This is a genomic window from Undibacterium sp. TC9W, from assembly GCF_049339865.1.
Classification (GTDB): Bacteria; Pseudomonadota; Gammaproteobacteria; order Burkholderiales; family Burkholderiaceae_D; genus Undibacterium.
The window spans coordinates 30,048-52,851 of record NZ_JBMPPJ010000021.1; the positions used below are offsets into that span (position 1 = coordinate 30,048).

The 22,804-nt window shown below is 52.2% G+C and carries 23 protein-coding genes; 14 read left to right on the top strand and 9 right to left on the bottom strand.

From position 1 onward, the window contains the following. Nucleotides 1–54 precede the first annotated feature (54 nt). Together ACO0LN_RS23675 and ACO0LN_RS23680 are read left to right on the top strand one after the other, a co-directional pair. Nucleotides 55–828 (top strand): helix-turn-helix transcriptional regulator, encoded by a 774-nt coding sequence (locus ACO0LN_RS23675; RefSeq protein WP_422978083.1) that lies wholly within the window; start codon nt 55–57, stop codon nt 826–828. 40 nt (nt 829–868) lie between these two features. Next, entirely contained in the window at nt 869–1,312 is a 444-nt protein-coding gene (locus ACO0LN_RS23680; protein WP_422978085.1) for a DUF962 domain-containing protein, read from the top strand. A gap of 36 nt (nt 1,313–1,348) precedes the next feature. On the opposite strand, the gene ACO0LN_RS23685 is transcribed toward ACO0LN_RS23680, so the two are convergent. Next, on the bottom strand, nt 1,349–2,632 hold the full coding sequence (locus ACO0LN_RS23685) for a diguanylate cyclase domain-containing protein (protein ID WP_422978087.1): 1,284 nt from the start codon (nt 2,630–2,632) through the stop codon (nt 1,349–1,351). Between the two features lie 447 nt (nt 2,633–3,079). Between ACO0LN_RS23685 and pabB the strand changes: the two genes are divergently transcribed. From pabB to ACO0LN_RS23720, 7 genes are all read left to right on the top strand, one after another. Then, nucleotides 3,080–4,951: an aminodeoxychorismate synthase component I gene (gene pabB / locus ACO0LN_RS23690; RefSeq protein WP_422978089.1), complete on the top strand. Its 1,872-nt coding sequence runs from the start codon at nt 3,080–3,082 to the stop codon at nt 4,949–4,951. A 247-nt stretch (nt 4,952–5,198) separates the two neighbouring features. Continuing rightward, nucleotides 5,199–6,362 (top strand): ABC transporter substrate-binding protein, encoded by a 1,164-nt coding sequence (locus tag ACO0LN_RS23695; protein WP_422978091.1) that lies wholly within the window; start codon nt 5,199–5,201, stop codon nt 6,360–6,362. Between the two features lie 100 nt (nt 6,363–6,462). Further along, nucleotides 6,463–7,512 carry a branched-chain amino acid ABC transporter permease gene (locus ACO0LN_RS23700; RefSeq protein ID WP_422978093.1) on the top strand — a complete coding sequence of 350 codons (1,050 nt, stop codon included), beginning with the start codon at nt 6,463–6,465 and terminating at the stop codon, nt 7,510–7,512. Next, entirely contained in the window at nt 7,512–9,341 is a 1,830-nt protein-coding gene (locus ACO0LN_RS23705) for an ABC transporter permease subunit (RefSeq protein ID WP_422978095.1), read from the top strand. Before ACO0LN_RS23700 ends, ACO0LN_RS23705 begins: the two co-directional genes overlap by 1 nt. Then, on the top strand, nt 9,341–10,144 hold the full coding sequence (locus tag ACO0LN_RS23710) for an ABC transporter ATP-binding protein (protein WP_422978097.1): 804 nt from the start codon (nt 9,341–9,343) through the stop codon (nt 10,142–10,144). The genes ACO0LN_RS23705 and ACO0LN_RS23710 overlap by 1 nt, the downstream gene beginning before the upstream one ends. Before the next feature lie 23 nt (nt 10,145–10,167). Then, nucleotides 10,168–10,533: a hypothetical protein gene (locus ACO0LN_RS23715; protein ID WP_422978099.1), complete on the top strand. Its 366-nt coding sequence runs from the start codon at nt 10,168–10,170 to the stop codon at nt 10,531–10,533. Between the two features lie 52 nt (nt 10,534–10,585). After that, a complete protein-coding gene (locus tag ACO0LN_RS23720; RefSeq protein WP_422978101.1) occupies nt 10,586–10,978 on the top strand; it encodes a VOC family protein in 393 nt (130 codons plus the stop codon). A gap of 3 nt (nt 10,979–10,981) precedes the next feature. Here ACO0LN_RS23720 and ACO0LN_RS23725 read toward each other — a convergent pair whose 3' ends face one another. The 7 genes from ACO0LN_RS23725 to gpmA form a co-directional block, all read right to left on the bottom strand. Beyond that, nucleotides 10,982–13,171 carry a S41 family peptidase gene (locus ACO0LN_RS23725; protein WP_422978103.1) on the bottom strand — a complete coding sequence of 730 codons (2,190 nt, stop codon included), beginning with the start codon at nt 13,169–13,171 and terminating at the stop codon, nt 10,982–10,984. A 182-nt stretch (nt 13,172–13,353) separates the two neighbouring features. Beyond that, nucleotides 13,354–14,148, bottom strand: a complete 795-nt coding sequence (locus ACO0LN_RS23730) for a spermidine synthase (RefSeq protein ID WP_422978105.1) — start codon at nt 14,146–14,148, stop codon at nt 13,354–13,356. Nucleotides 14,149–14,157: 9 nt separating this feature from the next. Then, complete coding sequence (locus ACO0LN_RS23735; protein ID WP_422978107.1) at nt 14,158–14,802, bottom strand: glutathione S-transferase family protein; 645 nt, start codon at nt 14,800–14,802, stop codon at nt 14,158–14,160. 69 nt (nt 14,803–14,871) lie between these two features. Beyond that, on the bottom strand, nt 14,872–15,630 hold the full coding sequence (locus ACO0LN_RS23740; RefSeq protein WP_422978109.1) for a HesA/MoeB/ThiF family protein: 759 nt from the start codon (nt 15,628–15,630) through the stop codon (nt 14,872–14,874). A gap of 56 nt (nt 15,631–15,686) precedes the next feature. Continuing rightward, a complete protein-coding gene (locus ACO0LN_RS23745; protein ID WP_422978111.1) occupies nt 15,687–17,207 on the bottom strand; it encodes a S41 family peptidase in 1,521 nt (506 codons plus the stop codon). A 14-nt stretch (nt 17,208–17,221) separates the two neighbouring features. Next, on the bottom strand, nt 17,222–18,565 hold the full coding sequence (locus tag ACO0LN_RS23750; protein ID WP_422978113.1) for a murein hydrolase activator EnvC family protein: 1,344 nt from the start codon (nt 18,563–18,565) through the stop codon (nt 17,222–17,224). A 10-nt stretch (nt 18,566–18,575) separates the two neighbouring features. Beyond that, nucleotides 18,576–19,322, bottom strand: a complete 747-nt coding sequence (gpmA, locus tag ACO0LN_RS23755; protein ID WP_422978115.1) for a 2,3-diphosphoglycerate-dependent phosphoglycerate mutase — start codon at nt 19,320–19,322, stop codon at nt 18,576–18,578. A gap of 97 nt (nt 19,323–19,419) precedes the next feature. On the opposite strand from gpmA, the gene ACO0LN_RS23760 reads away from it, so the two are divergent. The 5 genes from ACO0LN_RS23760 to ACO0LN_RS23780 all read left to right on the top strand — a co-directional run bounded on the left by ACO0LN_RS23760 (nt 19,420) and on the right by ACO0LN_RS23780 (nt 22,366). Further along, nucleotides 19,420–19,827 carry a rhodanese-like domain-containing protein gene (locus ACO0LN_RS23760; protein WP_162043741.1) on the top strand — a complete coding sequence of 136 codons (408 nt, stop codon included), beginning with the start codon at nt 19,420–19,422 and terminating at the stop codon, nt 19,825–19,827. Between the two features lie 14 nt (nt 19,828–19,841). Beyond that, nucleotides 19,842–20,108, top strand: a complete 267-nt coding sequence (grxC, locus tag ACO0LN_RS23765) for a glutaredoxin 3 (protein WP_162061134.1) — start codon at nt 19,842–19,844, stop codon at nt 20,106–20,108. Nucleotides 20,109–20,271: 163 nt separating this feature from the next. Beyond that, nucleotides 20,272–20,748 carry a protein-export chaperone SecB gene (gene secB / locus ACO0LN_RS23770; RefSeq protein WP_422950062.1) on the top strand — a complete coding sequence of 159 codons (477 nt, stop codon included), beginning with the start codon at nt 20,272–20,274 and terminating at the stop codon, nt 20,746–20,748. A gap of 60 nt (nt 20,749–20,808) precedes the next feature. After that, nucleotides 20,809–21,258 carry an SH3 domain-containing protein gene (locus tag ACO0LN_RS23775; protein WP_422978117.1) on the top strand — a complete coding sequence of 150 codons (450 nt, stop codon included), beginning with the start codon at nt 20,809–20,811 and terminating at the stop codon, nt 21,256–21,258. A 109-nt stretch (nt 21,259–21,367) separates the two neighbouring features. Then, entirely contained in the window at nt 21,368–22,366 is a 999-nt protein-coding gene (locus ACO0LN_RS23780) for an NAD(P)H-dependent glycerol-3-phosphate dehydrogenase (protein WP_422978119.1), read from the top strand. Between the two features lie 43 nt (nt 22,367–22,409). On the opposite strand, the gene ACO0LN_RS23785 is transcribed toward ACO0LN_RS23780, so the two are convergent. After that, a complete protein-coding gene (locus ACO0LN_RS23785; protein WP_422978121.1) occupies nt 22,410–22,589 on the bottom strand; it encodes a hypothetical protein in 180 nt (59 codons plus the stop codon). Between the last annotated feature and the right edge of the window lie 215 nt (nt 22,590–22,804).

Sequence of the window (22,804 nt, forward strand, 5' to 3'; positions counted from 1 at the left end):
TAGCTGACGCATCATAGCCCTTGTTTGATTCACACAAGATGCCGACTGCCATTGATGAAGCTGCCCCAGCAACCCGGACGTTTATTTTTATGGCGCGGAGCCGCCCTGGTGGTGTCACCCGGCATAGATTCGTCCCTGCATACCCATTTTGCACTGCAACTGACTTATGGCCTGGAGCGGCCATTCCGTGTCCGCCTGCAGGCAGATCATGACTGGACAGAAACCCGCAGTGCCAGCTTTGCGCCGCATGATGCTCATCAGATAGACAGCGATGGTGGCATGCTGGCGCATCTGTTCCTGGAGATGCCGGAGGCAGTGAAGTGGGGTGGGACGGATTTGCAGGCGGCATTCGGCGCCCTGCCAGAATTTCAGGTGCTGGCGGCCAGTCTGGCCGACAACCGCCATCAGTCTCTGGACATGGCAGCAGCCCTGCATATACGCCAAATCTGGCAAGCCTGTGCATTGCCAAACAGCCAGAACAACAGCTCGCTTGATAGCCGTATTCTCAGCGCACTGGATGCGATTTCTGCCAGCCATGGCGCAGATTGTAGTGGCGAGAGCCTGGCCACACTCGTGCATTTATCTGAAAGCCGCTTCACCCATTTATTTCGCCAGCAAACCGGCATGTCGCTGTCACGCTATCTGCTATGGTCGCGCATGGTGGATGCCGTAGCGGCGGTTGCGCAGGGCAATAACATGACAGCGGCTGCGCATGCGTCCGGCTTTGCCGATCTGGCGCACATGAGTCGTACCTTTCGCAGCATGATGGGGGTAGCACCCTCAGAATTGCACAGGATGGCGATTGCGTTCAAGCAGGATGTCATTTGATGGATTACTCTGGGGGTATAACAATATCCGGGAGACCCTCATGCAACAAACAAACCAAAGACAGATAGAGCAACTACTGGCGAAATATAGCGAAAGCCATTTGAACCCCACCAATGAACTGATCCACTTTGTCTGTGTGCCCGTGATCGTACTGTCTTTCCTTGGCCTGATCTGGGCTGTGCACCCTATGGCGGCACTTGCTGTTACAGTCATCTCGCTGATTTATTACACGACACTCTCGGTGCCGTTTGCCGTAGGCATGCTGGGCATGTCGGGTACGATGCTGTGGATACTCTCGCAACTGCCACAACACCTGATGTGGCAAATTTCACTCGGTATTTTTGTGGTCGCCTGGATAGGCCAGTTCATCGGCCACAAGATAGAGGGCAAGAAACCATCTTTCTTTGATGACCTGCGCTATTTGCTGATAGGCCCCTTGTTTGTCCTCAGCTTTTTATACCGTCGCCTGCATATCGCGTATTGAGCATCCGATCAGCATCAACTCAGCATCAGATGAGCATCAGATGCTGAGTTGCACCGCCTGAGAAGTCTTGGGCAAGTCTTTGTTGTACAGGCGCCAGGTATTGCGGCCAGCGGCCTTGGCGGCTTTCAGTGCAATATCAGCATGATGCAAAAATAGCCGCTGCTCTTTGGCATGCAGGGGGCAGCAGGCTACGCCTACACTGGCGCTCAGCAAGATTTGCTGGCCGCGCAAGGTCATAGGCTGGTTGATAGCCTTGACCAGCCGGTCTGCCAGTTGTTCTACTACTTCCAGGCTACCCACATTGGGCATGATGGCAGCAAATTCATCGCCATCGACACGGCAAAGCGTATCAGTACTGCGCAAGACACCGCACAGTCGGTTGGCCATGGTCGCCAGGATCAGGTCACCGGCATCGTAGCCAAAGCTTTCGCTAAGCCCCTTGAAGTGGTCCAGGTCGATAAACATCAGGGCAGCTATTTCATTATTGGTGACAGCATCTTCGAGACAATTGCTGAGCAATCTGTGGAAGTAATGGCGGTTAGGCAGCTTGGTCAGACTGTCATGATTATTCAAAATGGCCAGGCGGCTATCGGCTTCGCGCCTTTCCCTGGCTTCGCTTTGCATATCGTTTTCCCAGGCTTCCATCCTTGCCAGCATGAGATTGAAATGCATGTTCAGGCTGCCCAGTTCATGCTCAGGGTCTTGCGGTGCACGCAGACTGTAATCGCCCAGTGTTGCCACTTTTTCAGCAATGACGCTTAATTCCATGATGGGTTGCATGGAGCGCAATTGCTTATTCGTCAGCCAGTAGGCTGCCAGTACAGTGATAAACACCGACAGAAAAGCCGCAATCAGCAAGAACAGCAGGATATGCTGGTACAGCGGCCAAGTACTGATTTGCAACTGTACCTGACCTATCACCGTGGTGCCGCTCAGCACCGGGCTGATCGCGTTGAAACTGCCGGGGTGAAAATCCACCGTATGGTGCCGCAGCAAAGTCGTGGCTTCTACGCCACTGGTCTTGATCAACTGGCCCTGGGGATTCCAGGCCAGTATGGGCTGGCCATGCCTGTCATAGACATTGGCAGTTTGCATGTCTGGCGTATTGGTGGCATTCAGCAACAGGCTTTGCAATTGCCGCATGTCATTGGCGATCATCGCATCTGCCATATTGCTGGCGAGGATGTCAGACTTATACAGGGCTTCTGAACGCAGGTTTCTTTGCAAAAGATAAGCAGACAGTACCAGTCCCAAGATCAGGGCAGCCAACATCGCCAGCGCGATTGCCTGCAAATTCTTGCGAAAAATGCGTTTTGCCATTGGTAACCTGAAGTAAGTGTTTTGCATGAGAAATATTGCGAATTGCCCTTTGGGAAGTACTGCTGTAGTGAATATCAGCGACTATACCTATGTGCCAGAATCATGTCATAAAAAAGTGCCATGGCACCAGAACTCATTTCATAAATGGGGGTGAGTGCGAACAAGACGATTTGGAATGCAGTGCAAGGCCTAAGGTGTGTACCCTGTACAGCTAAGGCTCCTGCCTTAGCAAAGGTTGCAACGCTGCAAAGCGCCCAAATCGTCAGTTCCCGGAGGGTTTGCCTCATAACGCGCGCTGGACTGCGTTATAAGGCAAACGCATCTCATCCTTAATTATGAAATGAGTTCTATACTTCTTTCTTGATTGGCGTCTTTGTGCATCGCTTTATGCAGAAGCAGGCATCTGCGGGTAAACTGCGGCACATCTTTATGTTAGTTTGAATCCGCGTGTCAGATTTTTCCAACAATCCTGTCCTGCCATTTCCTCTGCCCCGGGCCGGGGAATGCTTTGCCCTGCTTGATGATGCTCACGCAGAGCAGGCACAATCGCGCTACTACCATGACCTGCAGGCCGTACTGACATGCAGTACGGCGCAACAGTGGCCCGCCTTATGGCGTGATGCAGAGCAGGCTTTGCAACAGGGCAGTTTTGCGCTGGCATTGTTGTCGTATGAAAGCGGCGCGCAATTGCAAGGTATTGCTGAGCACACTACAGCCGCTGTGTCGCGCATACTCCTGTTCCGGCAATGTCATATTTTGGATAGCCAGCAAGTCACTGCTTTTTTGCAAGCGCAAGAAGCACCGCAAACCATTGCCGGAATAGCAGGTATACAGCCCAGTGTCGATGCCAACCAGTTTGAAAATGGCATAGCCAGGGTCAGGGAATATATCGCTGCCGGTGATACTTACCAGGTCAACTACACATACCGTCTGCATTTTGACAGCTACGGCCCACCCGCCGCACTCTACAGCCGCTTGCGCCAGCGCCAGCCCGTGCCTTACGGTGCGCTGATCTGCTTGCCTGATGGCGAGGCAGTCGTTTCGTTGTCACCAGAATTATTCGTGCGCCAGCAACAGGGTAAATTGCTTGCCCGCCCCATGAAGGGCACGGCAGCGGCAACTGGCGATGCAGAGCAAGACCAGCGTCTGGCGGCAGAACTTGCTGCCGACAGCAAGAACCGCGCAGAAAATCTCATGATCGTTGATTTGCTGCGTAACGACCTCGGGCGCATCGCCAAAACCGGCACGGTCAGGGTGCCCAAATTATTTGAGGTCAAGCGCTTTTCCAGCGTGCTGCAAATGACTTCTACTGTCGAAGCCGATTTGCAGCAAGACCTGAATCTGGAACAGATACTGACGGCCCTGTTCCCCTGTGGCTCGATTACCGGCGCACCCAAGCACCGCACCATGCAGATCATCCGTGAACTGGAGACAGAGCCGCGTGGTCTGTATACCGGTGCCATAGGCTGGTTCGATCCGCCAGCAGAGCCAGGTACATTGGGCGACTTTTGCCTGTCTGTACCTATACGTACTCTGCAACTGCAAGCTCCTGTTAATAATGCAGAGCCAGTCTTGCGCCGTGGTGTGCTGGGAGTAGGCGCCGGCATCGTATATGACAGTGTGGCCCAGGACGAATATGCAGAATGCCATTTAAAGGCACGTTTTCTGACCGGACTGCCACCTCAGTTTGAACTGTTTGAAACCATGTACGCAACACAGGAAGAAGGTTGTCGCCATCAATCACGGCATCTGCAGCGCCTGCAGGCATCGGCACAGTATTTTGGCTTTGTCTGGGACCAGCAGCAGATCAGACTGGCATTGCAGCAAACATGCGATGCCCTGCCTGCCAGCCTGCCACACAGGTTGCGCCTGGCACTGAAGCCGGATGGCAAACTTGAGGTGCGAACAGCGCTGCTGAGCAGCATGCCAGAACAGCCCAAGGTCATGCTGGCGACAACTGCCAGTGATAGCCGCAATCTGTTCCTGCGCCATAAGAGCAGCTTGCGCCAGCAATATGACCAGGCCTGGCAGGCAGCAGAGCAACAGGGCGCATTTGATATGTTGTTTTTTAACGAAAAAGGGCATTTGACCGAAGGCGGGCGCAGTACAGTCTTGCTGAAACTCAATGGCAAATGGCTGACACCGCCACTCGAAGATGGTGTCTTACCCGGCATCATGCGGGCGATATTGCTGGAAGACAGGCGTTATCAACTGACTGAGCAAGTCCTGACGCTGCCAGACCTGCAGGCCGCAGAGCAAATCATGTTGTGCAATTCCCTGCGTGGTGCTTTTGTTGTTGATTTGATTAAAATGGATTAACTAAGTGCATGCAAGACTTGTTTTTCTGGCAAGAAAGCTGACATGACTTGCCTATCTGAAGTATAAAGATAAACTCCGCTCACAAATTTGGTCTGGAAAATTGATCCAGCTTAAATATTGTGCCTGCACGAAGGAAAGGTTACACTGGAAAAAAATTAACCGACCAAGCGGTCGGCAAATTGCATTCTTATTCATATTGTTTGGTAATGATTAATATTGCAGATAATCGCAAAACAGGAGACTACCCATGAAGAAACGGTTTTTACTGGCGGCCTTGCCGGCCATGTTATCGCTGGTACTGGCAACAAATGCTTATGCGCAGATCAAGGTTGGCGTCAATGTGTCGGCCACCGGCCCCGCCGCTTCTCTGGGCATCCCTGAAAAAAATACCTTCGCCCTGCTGCCCAAGGAAATCGCCGGCAAGAAGGTGGAATACATCGTACTGGATGACGCCTCTGATACCACGACCGCTGTCAAGAATGCCCGCAAGCTGATAGCCGAAGACAAGGTTGATATCCTCATCGGTTCTACCATCACGCCTAATTCCCTGGCCATGGTCGATGTGGCAGCAGAAAATGAAACGCCAATGATTTCGATGGCGGCTTCTTCGGCGATTATTTCGCCTATTGATTCCAAGCGTTACTGGGTATTTAAAACGCCGCAAAATGATTCACATATGTCCACGGCGATCACCGGGCACATGAACGATGCCGGCGTCAAGACTGTTGCATTTATTGGCTTTGCCGATGCCTATGGCGAAGGCTGGTACAAAGAATTTTCCAAGATTGCTGAATTGCGCAAGCTCAAAGTGGTTGCTAACGAGCGCTTTGCCCGCAGTGATACTTCAGTCACTGGCCAGATCCTCAAAATCCTGGCGACCAATCCTGATGCAGTCTTGATTGCCGGTGCCGGTACACCAGCAGCCCTGCCACAAAAGACTTTGAAAGAACGCGGCTACAAGGGCAAGATTTACCAGACCCACGGTGTTGCCAATAACGACTTCCTGCGCGTCTGCGGCAAGGATTGCGAAGGCACCTGGTTGCCAGCAGGCCCACTGCTGGTGGCTGAGCAATTATCCAATGATAATCCAGTCAAAAAATCTGCCATGCGCTATGTCAAAGCGTATGAAAAAGAATATGGCGCAGGTTCTGTCTCCACCTTTGGCGGCCATGCCTGGGATGCCAGTCTGTTGCTGGAATCTGCCGCGACTGTGGCGTTGAAAAAAGCCCAGCCAGGTAGCAAGGAGTTCCGCGCAGCCTTGCGTACCGCGCTGGAAAATACTGTCAACTTGCCGGTCTCGCACGGTATCGTCAATATGACGGATACTGATCATCTTGGTTTTGACCAGCGTTCCCGCGTCATGGTGCAAATCGTCAATGGCAAATGGAAATTGATCGGTCAGGCTAACTGATGTATTGATGAAGTAATCAAGGGAGCTGCGGCTCCCTTTTTGTTCGGCCCAAAGTACTGAGGGCCATGCTTGAACTAGTAAGCAAGAAAGTCAGGTTTACATGGATTTTTCAATTGCCGCCATCCTCGCTCAGGACGGTATTACCAGTGGCGCCATCTATGCCTTGCTGGCATTGGCGCTGGTGCTGGTGTTTTCCGTCACACGGATTATCTTCATACCGCAAGGTGAGTTTGTCGCCTTTGGTGCACTCAGTCTGGCTGCCATACAGTCTGGCAAGTTCCCGCATTCTGCCAGCCTGTTACTCGCTTTTGGCTTGCTATGCCTGGGCAAGGAAATTTATGCGCAACTGCGCAGCAAGCAAGCTGTGAATGCCAGGGCCCTGGCTTTATCGGCTGGCAAGCTGTTGCTGTTTCCACTGGCTGTCTGGCTGCTGGCACGCAATGTCAACGCGCAGGAATGGCCCTTGTTCGCCCAGGTCCTATTGGCACTGGCGATAGTCGTGCCCATGGGGCCCATGATTTACCGGCTGGCTTACCAACCTCTGGCGGAAGCCAGTACTCTGGTCTTGCTCATCGTTTCTGTTGGTGTGCACTTTGCGTTGACTGGCATGGGCCTGGTCATGTTCGGTGCTGAAGGTTCACGCACCACCGCTTTCAGTGACGCCCGCTTTGAACTTGGTGCCATGCAGATATCTGGCCAGAGTCTGGTAGTGATTGCTGTCTCTGCTCTGTTGATCGCTGCGCTGTATTTTTATTTTGAACGCAGCCTGTCTGGCAAGGCTTTGCGTGCTACTGCCGTCAATCGCCTCGGTGCGCAACTGGTCGGCATAGGTACCACGCAAGCTGGCCGTCTGGCATTCACCCTGGCCGCAGCCATAGGTGCCTTGTGCGGTGTCTTGATCGCACCGATGACTACGGTGTATTACGACGGCGGCTTTTTGATTGGCCTCAAAGGTTTCGTTGGCGCCATCGTCGGTGGTCTGGTGTCTTATCCGGTGGCAGCAGCGGGTGCCTTGCTGGTGGGCTTGCTGGAATCGTATTCATCTTTCTGGGCCAGTGCCTATAAGGAGGTTATCGTATTTACCCTGATTATCCCGGTCTTGCTATGGCGTTCACTCTCCAGCAAACATACTGATGAGGATGAAGAATAATGAAAGCACTCCTCACCAACGGCATCAGACACGGTAAATGGATATTGCTTGCGCTGGTCTTGCTATTCCCCCTGGTGCCGGTACCTGAATTCTGGATCACTCTGGCCAACTACATCGGCCTGTATGCGATCGTCGCGCTGGGCCTGGTTTTGCTGACCGGGGTAGGCGGCATGACCTCTTTTGGCCAGGCAGCTTTTGTTGGCCTCGGCGCTTACTCCACAGCTTATCTGAGTACGGCCCTCGGTTATTCACCGTGGCTGGGTTTGCTGGCTGGCCTGGTGCTGACCATGGTGGCAGCACTGGCGATAGGCCTGATTACCATGCGCCTGTCCGGCCACTATCTGCCACTGGGGACTATTGCTTGGGGTCTGTCACTGTTCTTCCTGTTTGGTAACCTGGAATTTCTCGGCAAATATGATGGCCTGAATGGCATACCTCCCATAGAAATCGTGGGACTTAAACTCGATACAGGCCGCAGCATGTTTGGCCTGATCTGGGTGATATTGTTGCTGTCTATCGTTGCGGTACAAAACCTGCTGCAATCACGTCCTGGCCGTGCCATACGCGCACTCAAGGGTGGTGGTGTCATGGCAGAAGCCATGGGTGTCAATACGGCGCGCATGAAGGTCATCATCTTCGTCATCGCTGCCATGCTGGCGAGTGTTTCCGGCTGGCTGTACGCGCACTTGCAACGCGCCGTTAATCCCACACCATTTGGCTTGAATGCCGGTATTGAATACCTGTTCATGGCCGTGGTTGGCGGTGCTGGTCATGTCTGGGGTGCCTTGTTGGGCTCAGCCCTGCTGACGCTGCTGAAAGACAAACTGCAAAGCATCTTGCCTGCATTGCTGGGGGCGAATGGCAATTTTGAAGTCATTGTGTTTGGTGTCCTGCTGGTCTTGCTGTTGCAACGCGCGCGTGATGGTGTCTGGCCATATTTGGCCAGCTGGAGCAAGCGCCTGTTTGCCAAATGGTTGCCAGAAGATAAGGGCATACAGGTCGCAGCAGATGCCGCCGTATTGCCAGTACGTGCCAAACCGGCAGCCGATACCGTCATCCTCGAAATCGACAAGGCGCGCAAGCAATTTGGTGGTCTGGTTGCTGTCAATGACATGCAGTTCACCGTAAGCGCAGGCCAGATCGTCGGCCTGATAGGCCCGAATGGTGCGGGCAAATCGACGATGTTCAACTTAGTCACCGGTGTCTTGCCTTTGACCAGTGGTGCCGTGCGTTTTTACCGTGATGGCACATTGCAGGATATCGCCAACCTGCCTTCGCGTGAAATCGTCAAGCTGGGCATAGGCCGCAGCTTCCAGCATGTACGCCTGCTGGCCAGCATGACGGTACTCGAAAACGTCGCGATAGGTGCACATCTGCGCGCCAAGGGTGGTGACGTCATGGAAGTCATTGCCAGTATCTTGCGCCGTGACAGCAAGGTAGAAAATTCCCTGCTGGCCGAGGCAAAAAGGCAGTTGGAACGGGTAGGTCTGGCACATCTGATCAATGAAGAAGCAGGCAGCCTGGCCCTAGGCCAGCAACGCATACTGGAAATCGCCAGAGCCTTGTGTTGTGATCCTAGTTTACTGTTGCTGGATGAACCCGCCGCCGGTTTGCGTTATAAGGAAAAACAGGAGCTGGCAGAACTCTTGCGCAAGCTGCGTTCAGAGGGCATGAGTATCCTGCTGGTTGAGCATGACATGGATTTCGTCATGAATTTGACGGATCAACTGGTGGTCATGGAATTCGGCACCAAGATTGCCGAAGGCTTGCCGCAAGACGTACAACAACATCCGGCTGTGCTGGAAGCTTATCTGGGTGGGATAGATTGATGACGATTACAAATTCTGCAGACACCACGCCAGTCATCCTGGCGACGGCATCCTTGTCTGAACCGGCCTTATTGCAAACCAAGGACCTGCAAGTATTCTATGGCAAGGTCGAGGCTTTACAGCCTGCCAATATACGTGTCGGTGTCGGGCAAATCGTTACCGTCATCGGCCCGAATGGTGCGGGAAAATCGACGATGCTCAATGCCATCGCCGGTGCCCTGCCTGCCAGTGGCAGCATGCGCGGTCAGATATTATTGGCTGATAAAAACCTCGCCAGCGTTAGCATAGAAAACCGCGTTGCCCAGGGCATGTCACTGGTGCCAGAAAAACGCGAGCTGTTCGCCAGCATGAAGGTCGAAGACAATCTTTTGCTGGGCAGTTACCGCCGCTACCAGGCCGGTGAAAAAAATTATGCTGACCAGCTCGATGTCGTCTTCGATCTGTTCCCGCGCTTGAAAGAAAGACGCACTCAGGAAGCGGGTACATTGTCAGGCGGTGAACGCCAGATGCTGGCAGTAGGCCGCGCTCTCATGGCCAAGCCGCAATTGCTGATGCTCGATGAGCCCAGCCTCGGCCTGGCACCACTGATCGTCAAGGAGATTTTCCATATCATCCAGCGTCTCAAGCAAACCGGCGTCGCGATTTTACTGGTAGAACAAAACGCCCGCGCCGCCTTGCAGGTGGCTGACTATGCCTACGTGCTGGAAACCGGGCAGATTGCGCTGGAAGGGGATGCCGCAGAATTGGCGAATGACCAGCGCGTGATAGATACATACTTAGGTCTTGCCAAGAAAAATCATTGATGCGGCTGTGTTAGACTTTTGGTATGAGAGTATTAATTACAGGTGCCACTCAATGGGATAGCGCGGCCGCAATACGCCGTGAATTGGCTCATCTTTCGCTAGACACCATCATCGTCACAGGTGATACGCCCGGCATAGATGCCCACGCCAAAGTAGTCGCATCGGAATTTGGTTTTGCTATCGAGGCCATGAAAAAGACCAATGCCGATTACCGGGCTTTTCCTGGCGAGGGATGGAAGGGCTTGAATGTCAGGATGCTGGCCACAGGTATAGACCTGGTGCTGGCATTTCATGCTGACTATGGCAAGCCAGATTGTGCCCGTGGTACGCAGCATGTCGTAGAACTTGCTCATCAGGCGCAGATACCGGTCCAGATTTTCACACAATAAGTGACACGGTTAGTGTCACAATAAACGACACAATAAGCGCGAAGGAAAAACCATGATCTCCCATGTGTTCATAGGTATCCACGATTTCGACAAGTCCTATGCGTTTTATTCTGCACTGATGACTGAGCTCGGCCTGGTTCTTAAATTCAAGGATGCCGCAGAACCCTGGGCAGGCTGGATGGCTGCTGACCAGCCACGCCCGCTATTTGTCATCGGCAAACCCTACAATGGCGAAGCAGCCCAGCATGGCAATGGCCAGATGGTGGCCTTGCTGGCGGCATCACGCACTATCGTGCAGCAAGCCCATCAAGCAGCGCTGGCAAATGGTGGCACTTGCGAAGGCCCACCGGGCCTGCGCCAGCACTATCATCCCGATTACTATGGCGCCTACTTCCGCGATCCTGATGGCAACAAGCTTTGTGTGTGCTGCCATCATGCCGAGTAGCTCTTACTCGCCCGTCTCTAAAAAGCGCATCGCTCTTTCCAGCACTTCATCTTTTCCTGATCTTATGCCAGCCAGCGTAGGGGCGACCTTGATATCTGGTTGTATTCCTGTGCGTTGCAACTGACGGCCATCGGCATGTCGCACGTCATGACCAGAAAAAGCAAAATATAAGGCCCCCGGCAAATACGCGCCGGTAATGTCACCATTGGCACCAGCGCTATGCGTGCCTATAAAGGTCAACGGTGCGACTGACTCTAAGATCAAACCCGTATGTTCGGCTGCGCTTTGGGTTTCTTCATTGATCAGCATAACCAGTTTGCCATGATACAAGTCTGGTGCTTTTGTATTGATGGTTTGTTCAAAGCTATAGTGACCACCACTCTGGTCACCTTCAAAAGCCGAGACCATAGGACGGCGGAACTGGGCCACTACACGTGCCTGCTTCACATTCAGCCTGGGAGCTATTTTCCATACTGAGCCACGTGGATAGCCTCGCATGTCGAGTATCAAGGCCTTGCTGTCTTTGATGGCCTCAAACATGGGGTTGACGTTGGACCCTTCTAGCTGGTCCAGGTCCACATAGGCAATATCTTGGTTGAGCATTTTAAATGCTGGCGCGGTATTTTCAGGAGCTTCAGTATCATTAAAGCGTGGCAGATGTAGCTCGCGCTGATTGCCTGCGCTATCTGCGATGAGCAAGCTTGCCACACTTTTTTCCTGTCCTGCCAACAGGTCGTAAAGTGCATTCCTGATTTTGGTTTCCTGATTCGATGCAGAGATGGTCTTGGCGAGCTGTTCAATTTTATCCGCGACAGTTACGCCATCTACCTTGAGGATGATGTCGCCCACATGCAAGTCAGGGTTTTGCAACAGACGTGTGTCGTTAATCTTATTGATGACCACTTGCCCATCTATCATGAGCAGATGCATGGGCAGCCAGGCCTTGCCAAGATATTCCGTACTGATGCGGTTTCTGACATAGACATGGCTATCCTGGAGATGGCTGGCCATCTCAGCCATCGTCAAGGCATATTCCAGGGCGTTGTTGACTTCAGCAATACGCTTCAGATAGATGGGTAACTGGTCTGACCATGCTTGGTCCATCAAATGCTTATAGGGGAAGAAAGTCTCGGCAATCGCCCATAATTTAATGACCGCCAATTGTCGCCAGGCCAGGTCAGGATAGCGCATTTCACGATAGGGGAGCTCCAGCGTCCTTACGGCCACGCCAGAACTCGCTTGATAGTGTATCGCCGCACCGGATTTGCGCTTGCTATGGAGCAGGGCCAGGGCTTTGCCGATGCTGGTACTGGTTTTGGCGGTTGATGTATCTGGCGCTATCTCTGCATCGGCAGCAAAGCCGGTAGTGCCATCGGCATGGACCAGTTCTGCATTGCTGTATATGACTTTGACTTCGCCAGCGATGATATGACGTTTGGTAGGGATAAACCAGCCCGGTGTAGCCTTGCCTTGCGCCAGTATCCAGGCTTTACCGGTTTTTTGCAGGGCCAGTACAGCAGGTGGAACTAGGCTGGCCTGGTTAATCATGAACACCATGGGCAGTGCTTTAGCAGGCTGAGCCAGAGGCTGGATGATCTCAGCCTCCATGGTTTGGAAAGCTGAAAAATAACCGCCGCTGTTCATACCCTTTTGCGGAGCAAAGCCCGAGTGCACGCGTACCCTTTCAGTCGGCAGTATCAGTGGTGCAGCAATCCAGTGTGCCAGCAGGGCATTCAGATTTTCAGCCTCATACCAGCCAGACTCTGCAGGCCGCAAATCGATGATCAGACCCTTGGCCCGGCTTTTGATAGCGTCCCTGGCTTGCGATAGCTTTGCATGCTCAGGATGATCGCTGCTCATGATCTGCACTTGATGCAGATGCAGCAGGGCGATATCCCCATGCAGCCATTCCAGCATATCCTGATTTGCTGGCACTATCAGTTGATTTACTTGATCCGCCGTAACATGCTCATCTACTATGGAAATGTCTACCGCTGGGTCATGCAGGGCAAGCATCATAGTGGCAAGGGCATCACGCAATTCATGTTTGGACTGCGCAGCCTGCACCTTGGGCAAGGCAGCGACCAAGGCTTTATCCCAGTCTACATTACCTTTGGTCAGCGCAGGGTGGCGCCATTTTACGTCGCGCCATAGTTGCGCAAGATCACGCAAGCGTGTTTCTTGCGGATCCATGGTTTGCGCATGCACAGGCAGGCAAAAAAATTGCAGGGCACATACAAATAAAGCGAAAAAACGAGCGTAGCCCTTCGCCGTAAAAATTAAACGCATAGAAAAATGGTGTTGAAAAAGATGGGGTGTGAGATGAAATTAATGACGATAAAGCCGGGCGCAAATGCGCACCGGATTATTGCACATTATGCATGCTCCATCATCCATTCTTTCAAACCATTCACCCATTTCGCTGCAGGTAATTTACAGGCCAGGCGTATTGCCGTTGCGCGTTCATACAAGTCTTCAAAATCCACTGAAGGGGCTTGTTTGAAGGCGATGGCAACGGTGTTTGCATCATGTACCAATGGTAGCCAGACGACGGCATCGAAAGCCTCTTGCAAGGCAGCGATATTGGCATTGCAGTTGGCGCGGTAATTTTGTGGATTGCCAAACAGGTTCACAGTCAGCATGCCATCTTCGCTGAGACAATTGGCACAGGCTTGGTAGAACGCGGCGCTGCCGAGTGCCGGGGCTTCGGCGGCGGCGTCATACAAATCAATTTGCAAGATATCTGCCTGACCATGGTTGGCGCTGTCGTTGACATAGTCCAGCGCATTCATGCACAGCACTTGCAGGCGTTCATCATTGACCGGTAATTTGAAATGCTGGTGGCAGCTAGCGATGACCCTGGGGTTCAGTTCTATCGCAGTGACCCTGGCCTGTGGAAAATTACGGTAGCAAAACTTGGTCAGCGCGGCTGCACCCAGGCCCAGTTGTACAACGTGTTGCGGTTTATATTTGAACAGCATCCACATCATCATTTGCTGCACATATTCCAGTTCTATCTGGTCAGGCATGGCCGTGCGCATGGCACCCTGTATCGCATCAGAAGACAGATGCAGGGTGCGTACACCAAGGTGCTCGGCGATGGTGACCTCGGGCAAGTCCATGGTCGCTGCCTGAGTCGCCTTGTACAGATTAAGAGCAGTCTTTTGCATGCTGGGGAATTATGTACTGGTTTTAGGCCAGGTTTCCAGGCCTTCGATTTCTACCATCTTTTGCCAGCTCGGGCGGGCGATAATCAGTTGCGCGAGTTTGTTCAGGGCTGGCCATTGCGTTGCCGGACGTGGCATATTGCGTGACCAGCGCATCAGCATGGTCAATTGCAAATCTGCGCCGGAAAAAGTCTCGCCGAGCAGATAGGGGCCATTCTTGCTCAGGTGCAGGTCAAGCTGATCCCAGATGGCAGCGATACGTTTTTGCAAGGCCGCTTTGCTGGCTTCACTATGCTCTGCAATACCCAGTTCGGCCGGATAAAACCAGGCACGGAAGGCCGATTGCAGGCTGCCACTGATGAAGACTATCCATTGCCGCCACAGATCGCGTTCAACGGTGCCAGCGGCAGGTGCGAGGCCAGCTTGCGGGTGGCGTTCTGCCAGCAACATCAGCAAGGCGGCGGATTCCAGATAAGGGCGGTTATCGATGACCAGCGTAGGCACGACACCATTCGGATTCAGGCGCAGATAATCGGGATCTTTTTGCTGGTTCTTTTCTACATCGACGAGTTTCAATTCATGGGCAGCACCAATTTCCAGTAGTGCCAGATGAACGACCATGCTGGCGGTGCCAGGGCAATAGTAAAGAGAGTACATACAGTCCTTGATGAATTTTGAAGTGTAGTTATGAGGTGTAGTTTTAAGCTGCAGTTGTAAAGCACAGGTTTAATCCGGATGAGCTTGCCCGCAAACTGAGCATTGCATATTTTTGCTGATGCCTATGCTATTCCATTCCATGCGCAAGGCATCCAGCAACAACAGGCGGCCTGACAATGGCTGGCCTATGCCCATGATGACTTTCAGGGCTTCGGCGGCCTGCATGCTGCCTATGATGCCTACCAGCGGTGAAAATACGCCCATGCTGGAACACAACACTTCTTCAAAAGGCTGGTCAGGCGGGAACAGGCAGGCATAACAGGGCGAAGCCTCGTCACGGCTGTCAAACACGCTGATCTGCCCATCAAAACTGATGGCCGCGCCAGATATCAGCGGTACTGCAAATTTGACGCAGGCCGCATTCACGGCATGGCGGGTAGCGAAATTGTCGCAACAGTCGAGCACGATGCTGGCCTGGCTGACCAGTTCTTCCAGCCGGGCATTGGCAGCCCGCTCTTGCAGGGCAATGATATTTATTTCTGGGTTGATGGATTCCAGCGTGTGTTTGCCTGAGCCAACCTTGGCCATGCCCACGGCTGCCGTGGTATGCATGATCTGTCTTTGCAGATTGGTCAGATCGACGCTGTCATTATCGACCAGAGTGATTGTGCCCACACCGGCGCTGGCCAGGTACATGGCCGCAGGTGAACCCAGACCACCAGCACCGATGATGAGTGCATGTGCTTCCGTGATTTTTTGCTGACCCTCTATACCTATCTGGTCCAGCAAGATGTGACGGGAATAGCGTAAGAGTTGCTGATCGTTCATCGTCGTAAAAAAGGCCGCTGTTGAGGTGAGCGGCCTTTTTATTCAAGTTTCAGGGTTTATTTTTTCTTGCTATCTGTTTTGTGCTCGGTCTTGTGATCAGCTTTGTCAGTTTTAGCTGGCTTGTCAGCTTCTTTACTGCTGTCTTTGCCTTCCTTGCCTTCTTTATCAATAATCTTGGCTTCGGTAACCTTGACTGGCAGACCTTTCAGGTGGTTCAGGGCCTGGGCCAGCTGGAAGTCTTCGGCACCGCCGTATTCCAGAGGCTTGCTCTTTTTCGCCAGCGCGATCAGGCGTTGCTCTTCTTCGGCTTCATCGACTTTAGGACGGGCGACTTCTTTTTCCTTGTCGTTTGTCAGATGTTTTTGCAAGTCAGCTTCACGCGCACGCAAGCCATTGAAACCATCGCCATCTGCTGTTTCTTCGACGTTCAGGTCAGGGACTATGCCTTTGGCCTGGATGGAGCGGCCATTCGGTGTGTAGTAGCGCGCAGTGGTCAATTTGACGGCAAAGTCTGGATTGCTGCTATTGAACGGGAAGCGGATGATCGATTGCACCGACCCCTTGCCAAAACTTTGCGTGCCCAGGATGGTCGCACGTTTATAGTCTTGCAAGGCACCCGCCACGATTTCTGAGGCAGATGCAGAGCCGGTGTTGATCAGCACGACCATTGGTACTTTTTTGATTGCTTCCGGCAATTTGCTCAGAGGGTCGCTCAGCGTTGCCCTGTCGTAGTCCTGGCGGCGGGCAAAATAAGTTACTTTTTGATCTGCCATCTGACCATTGGTGGATACCACCGGTACTTCCTTGGGCAGGAAGGCGGCAGACACGCCGATAGCACTATCAAGCACACCACCCGGGTCATTGCGCAAATCGAGTACCAGTCCCTTCAAATTCGGGTCTTGTGCATACAGGCCCTGGATTTTCTTGGACATGTCGTCGGTGGTTGGTACCTGGAACTGAGAAACCCTGATCCATGCATAGCCAGGCTCGACTATTTTTGCCTTGACGCTTTGCTGCTTGATCAGTTCACGGGTAATCGTGACGACGATGGGTTTTTCTTCGCTCTTGCGGTAAATCGTCAGCGTGATCTTGGTATGCGGTTCGCCGCGCATTTTTTTAACGGCTTCATCCAGTGTCAGGCCTTTGACTGGCTCAGAATCAAGCTTGGTAATCAAGTCGCCGGATTTCAGATTCGCGCGGTAGGCAGGAGAGTCCTCAATAGGGGAAATGATTTTCACATAGCCGTCTTCCATGCCGACTTCTATGCCCAGGCCGACAAACTTGCCCTGCGTGCTTTCATTCAGTTCCTTGTAGGCTTTCTTGTCCAGATAGACTGAATGCGGGTCGAGGGAACCGACCATGCCGGAGATGGCATCCTTGATCAGTTTTTTGTCTTCGACTGGCTCGACATAGGCAGATTTGATCAATCCGAATACGTTAGTCAGGTCTTTTAGCTCGTCGAAAGGAAGTGTCTCCGCAGTGCCTTTTTGTGCCACTGCAGAAAACTGCATGGACACTGCCACACCGGCAATCATGCCGAGTCCAATTAAACCGAAATTCTTGAATTTGCTGCCCATGATTCACCTAATGCCTATTTAGAGATCCAGTTGAGAGGATCAAATACACGTCCTTGATGACGTACTTCAAAGTATAAACCTGATTCTTCATTACCGCCGCTGTTTCCGGCACTGGCAATGACATCACCTGTTTTTACCACATCGCCGACATGCTTCAATACTGCCTGATTATTGCCATACAGGCTCCAGTAGCTGCCGCCATGATCAACAATCACCATATTCCCATAGCCCTTCCACCAATCGGCAAAAATCACTTTGCCCGGGGCGATGGTCTTGATTTCTGCACCTTCATTCGCCTTGATGAACATGCCTTTCCAGCTGGGGCCATCAGCGCGTTTGCTACCAAACCGGGCAAGAATTTCACCTTTCACCGGCAAGCGTAATTGCCCTTTCAGCTTGTCAAATTCACCTGCAGGTGGGGTAGCCACCTTGGCTTGCCTGGGTGGTTCGTCATCATCAATCGCATTAGGGTTGGTGATTTTCGCTGGTTTCTTGCCCTGTGCCGCCTGTCTTGCTCTTTCTTTCTGTGCTGCTGCAATTCTTTCCTGGCGTTGTTTTTCTTCCAATGCCGCTTTGGCCGCATCTGCCTTGGCTTGCTCTTCAATCAGTTTATTTAATTGTGAGACCAGATTGGAGAGCCTTTGTTCATCTTTTTCGAGACTATCAGCCTGTTTTTTTTGTATATATAATTTTTCTGCCAACTGACTTACCAATGTGGCATGTCGTTTTTTCTCTTTTTCCAGTGCCAGCTTATGGCTTTTTTCTTCATCAGCTATTTCGTCGAGTTCTGCCTTGGCTTCTTTCGCTTCTTCGGCATTTTTTTCCACAGCTTGAAGACTGATGCGCAAACCATCTATCAGTTTGGCCTGGGTTTGCGAGACATAACTCATGTACTGCAGTTCGCGGTTGATACGGTTGGGGTTGTCACCCGACAGCAGCAATTTGATGCGATCACTGTCGCCGCGCATGTACTGGCGGCGTAAAAAATTCGAGAGTTGTGTTTTTTGTTTTTCAACTTTATCAGTCAGGGCTTGCTGCTGCTCTGTCAGTTGTTTGACTTTGGCTTCAGTCTGCGCCTGTTCGGCCTGCAAGTCGCGCAGGGAACGGTTGGCTTCAGAAATGGATTTTTCTGATTCGGCCATCGCATCGCTGGCATTGTCCTTGGCCGTTTCAGTTTTATTGATATCGTTTTTCAAGGACTTCAGGCGGTTTTGCAACTCCGCCCGGTCTGCTTCTGCCTTGTTTTTCTGCTGGGCGCGCGCATTGCTGGCGGCCATGGCAGACGTTGCTGTGCCTGCCAGAGTCAGGCACAGCAAACTTGCAATTAAAAACGGTGAAGACTTGTTGTTAAATGGCATTCAATACTTATTATTTGGACTTGCCCTGGCTGGCCACAGCTTGCAAGGCTACGGCGATAGCTTCCTGGTCACCCAGATAATAATGTTTAATTGGCTTCAGGTCGGCATCAAGTTCATATACCAGTGGCTGGCCATTCGGGATGTTCAGGTTGACAATGTCGTCATCACTGATACCGTCGAGCATCTTGATCAGGGCGCGCAGGCTGTTGCCATGGGCAGAGATCAGGATGCGTTTGCCAGCGCGTATGGCTGGTGCAATGCTGTCGTCCCAGGCTGGCATGACGCGGGCAACCGTGTCTTTCAGGCATTCTGTCAGCGGTATCTGGCTGCGATCCAGACCTGCATAGCGCGGGTCGTTGAAGGAAGTGCGGTCATCATCTTCTGCCAGCGGCATAGGTGGCGTGTCGTAGCTGCGGCGCCATACCAGCACTTGCTCGTCGCCATATTTGGCTGCGGTTTCTGCCTTGTTCAAGCCTTGCAGCGCGCCGTAATGACGTTCATTCAGACGCCAGTCATGGATCACTGGCAACCACATCAAGTCCATTTCATCGAGTGTGCCCCACAGTGTACGAACTGCGCGCTTGAGTACCGAGGTATAGGCCAGGTCAAAAGTAAAACCGGCTTCTTTCAATAACTTGCCAGCCTGGGTGGCTTCAGCCACGCCTTTTGCTGTCAGATCGACATCAGTCCAGCCGGTAAAACGGTTGTCCAGATTCCAGGTAGATTCGCCGTGGCGCATTAAAACGATTTTGTACATAGTGTGCGAGAAGTAGGGATGAGTGATTTAGTATGCGATTGCGGCATCTATTTTATAATGACGCGCTTCTGATAACCATTTTTACTACTGGAATCCTGTGAATTTCATTCTTACCAACTACAATTATGTGTGGTTAGCCCTTGCCCTGATTAGCGGCGGCGCATTGTTAATACCTGCCTTACAAAGACGTGGTGCCAAGGTATCGCATTTTCAAGCCACACAATACATGAATCAGGGCAAGACCCTGGTGCTGGATGTGCGCAGCGCTGAGGAATTTGCCGCCGGACATTTGCCAAATGCCAAACATATCCCGCTGCCAGAGCTGAATGACCGTCTGAAAGAGATAGAAAAATCAAAAAGCAATGTGGTTATTACTGTGTGTGCTTCAGGTGTTCGTTCTTCCAGCGCCGCCGGTTTGCTCAGCAAAGCCGGTTTTACCCAGGTATTCAGCCTTGACGGTGGTATAGATTCCTGGAAGTCGCAAGGCTTGCCAACAGTAAAGTAAAGCAGGAGAGCATCATGAAAGCCCATGTAGTCATGTATACCACCGCCGTGTGCCCCTATTGCACGATGGCAGAACGCCTGTTGAAATCCAAGGGTGTCGAAGAGATAGAAAAAATCCGTGTCGATCTGGAACCCGGTGTGCGCGAAGCGATGATGAAAAAGACCGGTCGCCGCACCGTGCCGCAAATCTATGTAGATGACACTCATGTGGGTGGCTTTGATGACCTGTCTGCCCTCGACAGGGCGGGTAAACTTGATCCTTTGCTGAATCCGGTTGATTAAAAGCAGGTTTTTGCCGGATTTTCTACGGGTTTTGCAGCAAAATTGCTGTTTTTGCAGACTACTTGCTACAATAGCGCGCTGCGATCTTGAAATGGCTGGAAACGGCCCTATCTGCCAGTCTCGCTGTTCATTATTAATCTTTTAGAATTTTAGAAAGTTTCACATGTCTGACGAAAATCTGCAGCCCGTATTCCAAATTCAACGCGTTTATCTGAAAGATTTGTCGCTTGAACAGCCAAATTCCCCAGCTATTTTCCTGGAACAAGAAGCTCCAGGCATCGAGGTTTCTGTCGATGTAGGCTCTGAAAAACTGGCTGATGGCATCTACGAAGCCACAGTCACAGTGACTGTTACTGCAAAAGTCGGCGAAAAAGTTGCTTTCCTGGTTGAAGGCAAGCAAGCTGGTATTTTCGAAGCGCGCAATATCCCTGAAGATCAGCTCGATCCTCTGCTGGGTATCGGCTGCCCTAATATCGTTTATCCATACCTGCGTTCCAACGTAGCAGATGCGATCACACGTGCTGGCTTCCCTCCTATCCATCTGTCAGAAATCAATTTCGAAGCGTTCTACGCGCAACGTCTGACACTGGCTGCTGAACAGGCCAATGCCACTACTGAAGCGCCTACGACTATTCAGTAATCCTCTTCATGATGATGGGCTTGGTTCGGTTTTGGCCGGATCTGCCTGATGAAAGCAAACATGCGACGTCTGCTGATGCCTGTGCCCCTGTTGTTATTGACGCTGCTTGCGAGTAGTGCGGCGCAGGCTTTGGAATTTCGTTCCGTCGGCGCTTCGCCAGTCATCCTGTACGATGCCCCGTCTGCCAAAGGTGCGAAGCTGGCAGTGGCTCCGCGTGGCATGCCGCTGGAAGTGGTATTTACTTCTGGCACATGGAGCAAGGTAAGAGATGTCAGCGGTGAAATGAGCTGGGTTGAATCCAAGGATTTGATCACCCGCCGCAGTCTGGTAGTACGGGCCGCAAATGCCAAGATCAGGGCAGCGGCAGACGAATCTGCCCCGCTGGTCTTTAGTGCCGACAAGCATGTCTTGCTGGAAATGGCCGAGCCTGCTGCTGGTGGTTGGGTCAAAGTGAAACACCGTGACGGCCAGTTAGGCTTTGTCAAAATCAATGAAGTCTGGGGCTTGTAGTGTCCGGGCTGAATATATAGGCAGATGACAGTTTGCAAAAAAGGACAGCCCGCTGTCCTTTTTTTACATCTACCCCGGTTATTAAAATAAGCAGGAGTCAGGGACAAGCATGAATATCAGCGTATTGGGCGCAGGTGCCTGGGGCACTGCCATGGCAATTGCCTTTGCTGCAAAAAACAATGTTTTGCTGTGGGGGCGTAATCAGGCTGCGATGTCTGCCATGCAGGCAGACAGGCAAAATAATGATTATTTAAGTGGTTTCCCTTTTCCTGACAACTTGCAGGTGACGGCAGATTTTGCCGCTGCCATGGCACATGCCGCTGGCGATGACGACTTGCTGGTAATTGCCACCTCAGTCTCTGGCTTGCGCCCCACTCTGGAAGCCTGCCGTGCTTACCAGCCCAGGAACATCATCTGGCTATGCAAGGGCTTTGAAGAATCCACGCAGCTTTTGCCACACCAGGTGGCAGAGCAGGTGCTTGGACAGGACACTGCCTTCGGTGCCTTGTCTGGCCCCTCGTTTGCACAGGAAGTAGCCAAAGGCTTGCCTTGTGCATTGACGATTGCCTCAAAGTCCAATGAACTCAGCAGCCTGGTGGTACAGGCCCTGCATGTGAATGCCATGCGGGTGTATTCCAGTGACGACGTGGTAGGTGTTGAAGTCGGTGGTGCAGTCAAAAATATTCTGGCGATTGCGACTGGCGTGGCCGATGGCCTGGGTCTGGGCCTGAATGCGCGGGCTGCGCTGATCACCCGTGGCCTGGCAGAAATCAGCCGTCTGGGCGTTGCTCTTGGGGGACGTTCAGAAACCCTGATGGGCCTGACAGGTGTAGGCGATTTGATACTCACCTGTACCGGTGATTTATCGCGCAACCGCAAGGTTGGCCTGGCGCTGGCCCAGGGTAAATCCCTGGACGTCATTGTGCATGAACTCGGCCATGTTGCAGAAGGCGTGCGTTGTGCGCAGGCAGTACGGGCGCTGGCTCAGCAACTGGGCATACAGATGCCGATTACCGATGCGGTGTCAGGTGTCTTGTTTGACGGGATTTCATTACAGGAAATGATCAGCCGCTTGCTGGCCAGGGATGCGAAGCAGGAAACGCATTAGTAGTGTTATTAGAAATGCCATCAGTAAACGCATTAACAGCATCTCAGTAGCGCCGCCTGTATTCGGGCGAGTGCAGGACGCGAGTGATGACTGTATCAGGCACATGGTGCCTGCGCAAGAAGTGCATGGCCTTGGTCAGCCCCAGTACTTCAAGATAGTGGATGCCGAGATCGACCATGAAGCGCGTCATCACATCACGCCTGCGCAAAGGCTGCTTGTGCATGTGTAGCATTTTCCGGCGTCTGCATCCTGCCATGATGCCATCTCCCTGGGTCTTCTGAATTTTGCTCAATTTCAATGAACTCAGTGTAGAGCGACAAAGACCGGGCAAAGACAGAAATTAGGCAGTTTTGACATAGCTTAACAAAAAAGACCATGGTAGCCATGGTCTTTGTCTGCCACTCGCCACATTCTTGCTGATTTCACAGGGCACTGGTA